This window comes from Pseudomonas sp. KCJK9000, assembly GCF_046230725.1.
GTDB classification, from domain to species: Bacteria; Pseudomonadota; Gammaproteobacteria; order Pseudomonadales; family Pseudomonadaceae; genus Aquipseudomonas; species Aquipseudomonas promysalinigenes.
Genome location: NZ_JBJJLN010000093.1, coordinates 1 through 10,093 on the forward strand (window position 1 = coordinate 1; position 10,093 = coordinate 10,093).

General features: G+C 58.6%; 6 protein-coding genes and 2 pseudogenes. 7 read left to right on the forward strand and 1 reads right to left on the reverse strand.

The window, feature by feature from the left end:
* On the reverse strand, positions 1 to 192 hold a 192-nt coding region (locus ACK59H_RS22135; protein WP_409264921.1), incomplete at its 3' end, for a hypothetical protein.
* Between ACK59H_RS22135 and ACK59H_RS22140 the strand changes: the two are divergent.
* From ACK59H_RS22140 to ACK59H_RS22170, 7 genes and pseudogenes are all read left to right on the forward strand, one after another.
* Positions 127 to 333, forward strand: a pseudogene (locus ACK59H_RS22140) (tail assembly protein); the annotation flags it as partial. The gene ACK59H_RS22135 and the pseudogene ACK59H_RS22140 sit on opposite strands and share 66 nt — an antisense overlap.
* 204 nt (positions 334 to 537) lie before the next feature.
* On the forward strand, positions 538 to 759 hold the full coding sequence (locus ACK59H_RS22145; RefSeq protein WP_409264922.1) for a hypothetical protein: 222 nt from the start codon (positions 538 to 540) through the stop codon (positions 757 to 759).
* A gap of 9 nt (positions 760 to 768) precedes the next feature.
* Positions 769 to 7,074, forward strand: a complete 6,306-nt coding sequence (locus ACK59H_RS22150; RefSeq protein WP_409264917.1) for a phage tail protein — start codon at positions 769 to 771, stop codon at positions 7,072 to 7,074.
* Positions 7,075 to 8,254: 1,180 nt separating this feature from the next.
* On the forward strand, positions 8,255 to 8,479 hold the full coding sequence (locus ACK59H_RS22155) for a hypothetical protein (protein WP_397468094.1): 225 nt from the start codon (positions 8,255 to 8,257) through the stop codon (positions 8,477 to 8,479).
* 301 nt (positions 8,480 to 8,780) lie between these two features.
* Positions 8,781 to 9,218: a structural protein P5 gene (locus tag ACK59H_RS22160; RefSeq protein WP_409264919.1), complete on the forward strand. Its 438-nt coding sequence runs from the start codon at positions 8,781 to 8,783 to the stop codon at positions 9,216 to 9,218.
* Positions 9,215 to 9,712: a DUF2514 domain-containing protein gene (locus tag ACK59H_RS22165; protein ID WP_409264920.1), complete on the forward strand. Its 498-nt coding sequence runs from the start codon at positions 9,215 to 9,217 to the stop codon at positions 9,710 to 9,712. The genes ACK59H_RS22160 and ACK59H_RS22165 overlap by 4 nt, the downstream gene beginning before the upstream one ends.
* Positions 9,713 to 9,724: 12 nt before the next feature.
* A pseudogene (locus ACK59H_RS22170) lies at positions 9,725 to 9,944 on the forward strand (hypothetical protein); the annotation flags it as partial.
* Positions 9,945 to 10,093 lie beyond the last annotated feature (149 nt).

Below are 10,093 nucleotides of genomic sequence, written 5' to 3' on the forward strand. Positions count from 1 at the left end.
GACTTCTTTAGCAACATCAGTCGAACCAGCTATATCAGTGAACGCCGGATGAAAAGTATTGAAGACTGTCTCTGACAGTTGAAATGTGAACCCGCCTCGGCGGGTTTTTTTATATCTGGAGGAACAATGGCTGAACGGATCCGCACCATTCGCTTGCATGGCGAGCTTGGGCGTCTCTTTGGGCGCGTCCATTATCTGGCTGTGCATTCATCGGCCGAGGCAATCAGAGCGCTGGGCGTGCTATTCCCAGGATTTCATGAGTACCTCGCGTCATCCAAGGATAAGGGCCTAGCTTTCGCTGTCTTTCACGGCAAGCGGAACATCTGCGAGGTCGAACTTGCTAACCCTCCGGGCGCTGCAGAAATCAGGATTGCGCCGATCGTCCAAGGCAGCAAGAGTGGCGGTGGGCTGCAAGTCGTTTTGGGCATTGCACTCATAGCGGCTGCGACCATAGCAACCGGTGGTGTAGGCGGCTTAGCCTCTGCTTCTGCATGGGGCGGTGCCTTCACTGCTGGAGGGCTTGCTGGAGCTACAGCCATGGTTGGTCTGTCGCTTGCGATAGGCGGGGTGGCTCAGCTGGCTACCGGCCAACAAACCGGTATCAGCTCCAGCGAGAGTGCGGACAACCGCCCGAGCTACAACTTCTCCGGCATCAAGAACACCGTCACCCAAGGCAACCCGGTCCCGCTGTGCTACGGCGAGATGACCACAGGTTCTGCTCAGCTCTCCCTCGGCATCCGAGCCGAAGACCAGCAATAGAGGCACCCCATGACTGATCTGTCCATCCTAGGCTCCAAAGGCGAGTCCAAACCACACACGCCTGTAGAAACCCCAGACAGCCTGATCAACCTGAGCTACGCCAATATTCTGGACGGTATCAGTGAGGGACCAATTGTTGGCCTGGTGAATGGCGCCCAATCGATCTACCTCGACAGAACCCCCCTCGCCAATAGTGATGGAAGCATGAACTTCACCGGCGTGACCTGGGAGCAACGCACCGGTGAGCATGACCAAGACCACATCGCAGGCTTTCCGGCGGTCGAGTCTCAGCACTCCGTAGGCGTCGAATTGAAGTTCAGCCAGCCTTGGGTCCAAGCGTTCAGCAATCTGGAATTGTCGGCCGTGCGCATCCAACTGGCGGTCGGCGCGCTGGTGGTCACCGAGCAGGACGGTGACCGCGTGGGCTACAAGGTTGCCTATGAGATTGACCTTTCCACCGACGACAGCGACTACCAGGTGGTGCAGCAGGGCGCTTTTGATGGCAAGACCACCACCGGGTACCAGCGCTCAATCCGCATTGATTTGCCTAAGGCCGAGCGCGGGTGGCGCCTGCGGGTGCGTCGGACAACTCCGGACTCGACCACTTCGAATATCCAGGCCACGACCTCGGTTGGCACCTACACCGAGATCATCGACGCAAAGCTGCAGTACCCGTACACCGCGCTTTGCGGGCTGAAAATCGATGCCAGCCAGTTCTCGGCAGTGCCTGAGCGTGCCTATCGAATCCGCGGGCGTATTATCCAGGTGCCAAGCAATTACGATCCCGCCGGCCGGACCTACTCTGGAACCTGGGACGGTACCTTCAAGCTGGCCTGGACTGATTGCCCGCCCTGGATCTGGCGCGACATCGTGCTCAATGATCGCTATGGCCTTGGCCGTTTCATCGACGCCAATCAAGTAGACAAGTGGGGTCTTTACCAGATCGCTCAATATTGTGACGCGCTGGTGTCTGACGGGAAGGGCGGCCAAGAGCCACGTTTCACCTGTAACGTTTACCTCCAGTCGAGAGCAGATGCGCTGACCGTCCTGCAAGACTTGGCCAGCGTATTCCGTGGCATGAGTTACTACGCCGGGAGCGAGGTGGCCTGCGCAGCTGACATGCCAGGCGACCCGGTCTATACGTACACCAATGCCAACGTGATTGACGGCAAGTTCAATCGTCCCGGGTCCAGCGGATCGACTCGCTTCAGCGTCGCCAAGGTCGCCTGGAGCGACCGGGATAACTTCGGTAATCAGCGCGTGGAGTATGTCCAGGACCAGAAATCATTGGTGCGCTACGGTGTGCGTGAGACCGAAGTCACCGCCTTTGGTTGCGTCTCTCAAGGGCAGGCTCAGCGGGCCGGCCAGTACATCCTGCTGACCAATCGCCTGGAAACCGGCACCATCACTTTCAGCGTGGGCCTCGACGGCACCATCTGCCGGCCTGGCGACGTCGTTCGGGTAGCAGATGAGCATTATGCGGGAATGCCACTGGCGGGCCGCATCAAGGCGGCGACAGCCACCACTGCAACGCTGGACAACGACATCACCGCCACAGCTGGTGACACTCTCGTGGTGATCTTGCCCAAGGGCGTGGCCGAGACCCGAGTGATTCGCTCGATTAGCGGTCGGGTGGTCACCGTCACCGAGCCGTTCTCCGCAGTGCCGGTGAAGGAATCGGTCTATACCATCGAGACGGCCGAGCTGGTCGCCGAAACCTACCGTGTGCTGACCGTGAACGAGAATTTCGGCGACGATAAGCTGCAGTACGACATCGTAGCTGTGGCCCGCGACGACAGTAAGTTCGACGCGATCGACAACGGCGCCCAGATCGTCATCCCGCCGACCAGCGTCCTGCCGGCCGCCGTCCAGGCGCCGCCGACCAATGTCGAGCTGAGCACGTTCGATACCCTCAACCAGGGCATTAACGTGGCCACCATGCGTATCACTTGGGACGCCCCGCGCGGTGCGCAGAGCTACCGCGTCTGGTGGAAACGCAACAATGGCGATTGGATCTATACAGGCGTCACCTACACCGCAGCGCTGGAAGTGCGCGGCATTTACACAGGCACCTATACCGCCCGGGTGGCCGCAGTTGGCGTCTCGGGCAACAGCTCGATCTGGGCGCTGTCCGAACCCACCACGCTGTCCGGAAAGACCGGCGAGCCACCGGCGATCACCAGCCTGAGCACTGAAAGCTTGCTGTTCGGCATCAAGATCACCTGGGGCTTCCCAGCGGGCGCCGAGGACACCCAGCGCACGGAGCTGTGGTACAGCGAGGGCACCGACCTCGAGGCGGCCACCAAGCTGGCCGATCTGGCGTACCCGCAGCAGGATTACGTCATGCAGGGCCTGCGCGGCGGGCAGCGGTTCTTCTTCTGGGCGCGTCTCGTGGACCGTACCGGCAACCTCGGGCCCTTCTACCCGGTGGCGCCGACCGTCATTTCTGGCATTGCCAGTATGGATGCTGGCCCAATCCTTGATCAGATCAAGGATCAGATCACCGAGAGCGAGCTGGGCAAGGAGCTAACCGACCGCATCGACCTGATCGACATGGACGGCCCAGGCTCGGTAAACGAACGCATAGGCGAAGTGCGTAGCGACCTGAACGAGCAGATTTCCGACGTGAATAACCACGTCAATGAGGTGCAGAACGAGCTCCAGCACCAGATCGACACGATTGCCGACCTTTCCGACTCAATGCCTTACAAGCCCGATCAGGCTTACACCGCTGGCCAGAGCGTATTGGGCGAAGACGGCCGCCTGTACCAGGCCAAGGTCGACGTGCCCGCTGGTAACTCGCCGCCGAATGCCACCTACTGGGTCGATATTGGCCAGGCAGTGCAGACAGCCAATGGCATGGCCGCTCGCGTGCAGACGGTGGAGACCAAAGTCCAAAACCTTGAAGGCACATCGTCGGCACAAGCCCAGCAAATCACTGGCTTGCAGTCGAGCCTGACCACTACCAACGGAAACGTCGCTGCAGCACAGCAGGCCGCCCAGGACGCGGCAACACTGGCCGGTGGCAAGGGCAAGGTTATTGTTCAGTCGGCGGCGCCGGCAGCAGCTGATCGCCTGGCGCAAAACCTTTGGATCGATACCACGGGCAACGCTAACACCCCGAAACGCTGGAATGGTTCGGCTTGGGTTGCGGTTACCGACAAGGTGGCCACCGATGCGGCTGCAGCTGCGGCCAACGCGCTGGCTGTTGCTCAGACCAAAGCGGACGCTTCTGTGGTGCAGAGCCTCACAACTCGTGTCACAGATGCCGAAGGCGCGCTGTCGTCGCAGGGTCAGGCCATGACTGGCCTGCAAAACAGCCTGACCACCACCAACCAGAACGTCACCGCCGCGCAGCAGGCAGCCCAGGCCGCAGCTGACGCCGCTGGCACCAAGGGTAAGGTGCTGTACCAGTCGACTGCGCCGGCAGTGGCGGATCGTCTGACCCAGAACCTCTGGATCGACACCACCAGCAACGCCAACACGCCCAAGCGCTGGAACGGCTCGGCATGGGTTGCCGTAACGGACAAAGTCGCAACGGATGCCGCCGCCGCCGCAGCCAATGCGTTGAACCAGGTGGCGACCAAGGCAGACGCCTCGACGGTGCAGGCCCTGAGCAACACTGTGGATCAACAGGGCGCATTGATTACGGCAAACGGCCAAGCGATCACCAACATCAATACGTCGCTAACTCAGGTTGGCGGGGAGAACCTGCTCTACAACCCGTCGTTCGATAAGGAAGGGGGCACTTGGAAAGTCGATGGCTGGGTATTCGGTGTAGCCGGTGCTGCTTCTGGCACAACGGGCGTCGTGAGTTCTGTGGTTTCGACTCTCGATCCGACTGGCCGGGCGATGAGGTTCGACGTAACGGGTGTGAACCTCAGCGGGAACTATGTTCAGGCGTACGTCGCCAATAGGCCGGGACTTTCAGAAGGCCGGCAGATTGCTGCATCCGTACATTTTCGTGGCAGCACCGCTCTACGTCTCCATCTCTATGTCGAGTTTTGGAGCGCTACCGCGGTTCTGCTCCGGACACCTGTTGTGGCTATGGACGCTACGGAGGCCTGGCAGAGACCGTCAGTGGTGGCTACGGCGCCCACCGGCACAGTATCCGTGCAGATCCTCATTCGCACGGTTTCTCCGGTGGCCGGTGGGGGTGCGGGATATTTGGAGGTGGATCGCGCCCAAATAGAACAGGGTTCCGTCGTTACCGGCTGGCGCGACAACGGTCTGGTGAACGCAACCGAAAGCGCAGCCAATGCTTCTGCCACATCCGCGCTGACAGGACGTGTTGCTGTGACTGAGACAGGCTTGTCGTCCGCTTCGTCGAAGCTTACCCAGCTCGAAAACAGCATCGGTGACATGGGCGGCGAGAACCTGTTCTACAACCCCAGCTTCACGAAGCTGGGCACGTCTACAGGCAACAATCCTGATGGGTGGATCCCGGAGGGAACCGCTACCTACACGACGTCGATGGTTACATCTTGGCTCAATGCTGCCGAAAAGGCCTACAGGTGCAATACCACGGGCGTTGGTAGCACGGCCTCGGGGAACCCGTACACTTCGCTGGTCACAGCCATCGAGAGGGCACCAGCTGTCGCGCCTGGTCAAACTATCACCTCGTCGATCTACGTACGGAAGACGTCAGACTCCGGCGAACTTGGAATGAGAATTTTCCACCAGTGGTTTAACGCCGCCGGTACCGTAATCAACGCGCCGGCGACGGCAGTTGTGCCGATGACTGTGGGCGGCGACCGCATATCGTTCACATCGGTCGCTCCGACAGGTGCTGTCAAGGTCCGGGTTTTCTACCGGGCCCATGCGGCTGTTGGTGGAACAGTGGCTGGAACGTTCGAGCTGGCCAGACCACAAGTCGAGTACGGCTCACGTTCCACGGGCTGGCGCGACAATGGCCAGGTCAACAGCAACGCGATCAGTGCTGTATCTACGGCAGTTGACGGCCTGACCTCCAGCGTTAGCCAGCAGGGCAAGGACATCACCTCTGTATCTAGCAGAACGACCAGCTTGGAGAATAGCGTCAACAATGGCTCCACTGGCCTGGCCAGCAAGGCGTCGACCGCAGCGCTGACCAGCGTGGCCAACCGCGTCGCTGCTACGGAAAGCGGGCTGACGGCTCAGTCCAGTAGCATCACCAACTTGGAGGCGAAGATAGGCACCGCTCTACCATTCGTGGCTGGGCAGACCTGGGAGTTTATAAACTCAGTCGAGGGCTGGAAGGCCACTACATCCGGGGCAACCATCACTGCTGGCCCTCAGTATGCGACTGTCGCCAAAGTGACGAACATCCAGGTTACCAGCACATTCCCGGTGATTGATGGTGCTGAGAACCCGCTGGTCCGCATCAGGCTGCGCCGGCGAAACACCGGTCGCACCAGTGCGGCCATGTACTGGGCAAACGAGGATGGAGGTCTCGCCGAGGCTCGCCGGTTCAACTGGACCATCAACACGTCCAGCGGTGATTGGCAGGACATCGAGTTCGACCTGTCGGGCAATGCAGGCTGGAATGGGAAGAAGATCTGGGCCATCCGCCTGGACATGTACAACTCCGGCGATGCCAATGGGGAGGTGGATATTGCCTACATTGCAGCTGGCCGTAGGTCTGTCGCGGCGTCGGGCAAGGCTTTCGACTCGCTGAGCGTGAACGTTACCCAGCAAAGCGACAAGCTGGCAGCAGAAACTCAGCGGATCAATGGACTGCAATCCTCGGTGGGAGACGCCAACGCGGCTATTCAAAACGAGGCCTCCACCAGAGCAAGCGCTGATGCGGCCATGGGCAAGCGAGTCGATGGTGTCCAGAGCAGCTTGGGTAGCACCAACGCCGCCGTGCAGCAGATCAGCACTGCTCAGGCCAACTTGGACGGTAAGGTAAACGCTACCTGGTCGGTCAAGCTGGGGCTTACGTCGGGTGGTAGCTACTACGCCGCCGGTTTCGGCCTTGGCCTGGAAAATCAGGGCGGGACATTCCAGTCGAGCTTCGTGGTGCTGGCCAACCGTTTCGCCGTCATGAATCCAGTGGGTGAGGGGTTGATTTCACCGTTTGCCATCCAAAATGGCCAAGTTTTCATCAGTGACGCCCTGATATCAAACCTATCGGTGCAGAAGGCGATTGTAGGTAACTCGATCAACTCGTCCGAACTGGCCAACGATGGCACGCCGATCATGCGAATGGATTTCGCCTCGGGCACGATGATTCTGCTTAACAAGGCCGCAACGGCCTACACCGTTTACAACAGGAGGGGTATCGACATGGTCATCAACGGTGTCCGGCGTATCCGCATGGGCGAGTGGGATTGAATTATGCCGAACGGACTGGAGATCTACGGCTCGGACGGTCGACTCCTCGTTAACATGACGATGTCGATAAGTCAGCACCAAGGAGATGTTGTAACTAACGCTGCTAGTGGCTCAATGACTATGCCTTCATTGCCGGCCGGCAAAAGGCGGTTTTATATAGTTGTGCCACTGGTAGACACTCAGCAATGGAAAGGTAAAAAGCCGGGCGTTACCGTGTCCGGCAATACCTTATCTTGGCAGTACCAGCATTCAACTTGGTTCGGTCAGTTTTCGGCCAACTGTCGTATCTATTACGGATATTATTAGGGTCAGACATGCCAGTTGGATTTCAAGCATTCAAAGAGGATGGCAGTCTTCTATTTGACATAGACCGTATTAGCTATGGGTTGTTAAAAAGCGGATACCTGAGTCTTGTTGATAGGTGGGGCAGGTATTATCTCAGGTCGGCGAATCTGCCGCCTACCGACGAGAGCAGTTGGACATACCGGGACTTGCTTGATCCTATCTGCGGGATATCCGTTGCAAATTCTGTTTCGCCGATCGTCTTCTTGGTCGGTGATGGTACGCCTTGCGGCGAGTCAATCTCGGGCAATGTCAGAACGCTTTATTTCAGTGGAGCAACCCCTAACACCAAAGCGTTCGTATTTGATCTGATGCGCGATGTCGGAGAGCGATCTGGCATGGAGTGCTACGACGCAGCTGGGCGTATCAGCTTCACGACGGGAATGCCACCACTCAACATTGTAGCGACCGTAGATCCACCACCTATTGGGCCTATATATCCAGGGCTACCTAATGAGCAGATTAACGGGCCTGTTTATGTTGGAGGTCACACCGAAGAGAGCAGGCCGTGGGGCACCTCAGACTATCTGTGGACCAAAGGCGTCGGCGTAGTTTCTGTGCTGTCCGGAGAGTTGGCCGCATGTCTCACTTTTTCAAGAAGCGCTGGTATGCAGCAGGGCTTTTATCAGTTGGGCGTCGCGGAGGGATGCGGCGGATCAAACGGGCAGGTTAGGTTTTACTTCTGCCCAGCGGTAGCCACGACATCAGTATTCATAGGTGGTAGTGGCGGTAACGCTTGGTTTGATGTTCCACGGGATCGAGCACCGCAAGCACTAGTCATTCGAGCAACAGATTATCCATTCCCATTTAGATGAAACCAATGAAAGAGGAAGTCATAATGCCTTTTGTAGCGATCAACATGAATAATGATTACGACCCTTCCAACAAAGTCCGCTATGCAACCCAAGAGGAAGCAGATGCGCGGGCTCGAGAGATCCTTGGCCAATTCCCTTCTGCTCAGGTGTTCACCGCCCAAGTGCTGAAGGACTACAGCGCCAGGGTTACCGTTACCGCGAAGGACCCAGCTGAGCCGGAGCAGGGATCTGATATCCCAGCAGAATAGTTCAGCCTTTCCCACTCAATATTCGCGGTCGTTCCACCAACCGGCGCGTTTCTCGCGGCTGTAGCAGCCAGGCTGATTAGGTGGATCGCCGTCGCATGGGATGCCCTGTGCCTGGGTATCGCGACTGCTCCCCGGCGACATGTTCGAGCATCCCGTGAAGAGAGCGCATAGAACAATCAGTACTGCCAATTCCTTTCGCATTACTTCAATCCATTCCAGTTCAGTCTCTATATGACGTTCCGGAGCGTAGGAAGACACATTGCCCGCCGAGTGCGGGCTTCTTTTTGCCTGGAGAAAACCCATGACCACACCCCGAGGCATCCGCAACCGGAACCCCGGCAACATCGATTTCAATCCGCGCAACGACTGGCAGGGCCAGATCGGCAAGGAACCTGGCGGCCGCTTCGCCATTTTCGACACGCCAGAGAATGGCATCCGCGCCCTGGGCAAGTTGCTTATCAACTACCGAGGCAAGGACGGCATGCCCGGCGTGGGCGGGAAGGGCATCGACACCGTGCTCGAAACCATCAACCGCTGGGCGCCGAGCAACGAAAACGACACCCAAGCGTATGCCTCGGCGGTGGCCAAGCGCATCGGCGTACGTGCCACCGATCCGATCAACATCAAAGATCCGACCACGCTTCGTGGGATGGTGGTCAGCATCATCATCCATGAGAACGGCGGTAACCCATATGCGCCTGCGATCATCGATGAAGGGGTGCGGAGGGCGCTGGCATGACGTCTTGGGCGATCAGGGTGGCAGTTCTGCTGGCGCTGCTGGCTTCGTACTGGGGCGTCTACCAGCACGGTCGATCAGTAGAGCGAGCAGAGGCTGCAACAGCAACAGCAAAACGCGACAGCGGTGACCGCCTAGCCGAGATCATCGGAGAACGCGGCGCCCGGCAGGAAGAACAACGACGCGCCCAGGCGCAGGAGGAGGCGAGAGCCCATGCTCATGAAGAAAGAACGACTGCTGATACTGGCGCTGCTGGTGCCGATGCTGCTGGCCAGCGGCTGCGCGACGAAGCTGGAAAGCTCGCCGCCACCGTCAGTTGCCCCGGCACGGATTCCGCCGCTCTCGCCCGAGGCCAGGCAGCCACCCGCGCCGCCATGGTGCTCTCCGACCTGCTCGCACGGGCTGATGCTCGAGCGGGAGAACTGGCGAAGGCTTATGACCAAGCCCGAATAGCGGGCCAGCTCTGCGAGAGGTCCTATAATGCATTGATCAACTGATCGGAGCAGGTAATGGAGAAGCGTACCTTCATCGGGACGATTGTGTCGGGCGAGCCCTTGTTGAAGGAAGCTCTGGACGCCCTGTGCCTATCACAAGGCTCAAGATGAGGGGAAGCCCGCCGAAGAAGTCGAGCATCTGCATCTGCTTGCTGAGTCGCTTTTCCAGATGCTGAGCGATTACCAGCTTCGTGTGGTGGCTAGAGCACGTGGCGAAGACCTACCTCCGCTGCACCGACGTGGGCGCCGAGCATTGCTAAAGCATACTTGTGCAGATCTCTCCAGAAGGTACTGGGGAGCATAGTAAGGAACAGCGCCGGGCGAGTTGTAGATATTCAAAAATTGACTAATCTTGCGAAATACCTTGATAGGGAATAATTATTG

Excerpts from the sequence above, each read along its gene's own strand:
- ACK59H_RS22145 (WP_409264922.1), top strand. The coding sequence starts at position 538 with ATGGTTGGTCTGTCGCTTGCGATAGGCGGGGTGGCTCAGCTGGCTACC.
- ACK59H_RS22150 (WP_409264917.1), top strand. The coding sequence starts at position 769 with ATGACTGATCTGTCCATCCTAGGCTCCAAAGGCGAGTCCAAACCACAC.
- ACK59H_RS22155 (WP_397468094.1), top strand. The coding sequence starts at position 8,255 with ATGCCTTTTGTAGCGATCAACATGAATAATGATTACGACCCTTCCAAC.
- ACK59H_RS22160 (WP_409264919.1), top strand. The coding sequence starts at position 8,781 with ATGACCACACCCCGAGGCATCCGCAACCGGAACCCCGGCAACATCGAT.
- ACK59H_RS22165 (WP_409264920.1), top strand. The coding sequence starts at position 9,215 with ATGACGTCTTGGGCGATCAGGGTGGCAGTTCTGCTGGCGCTGCTGGCT.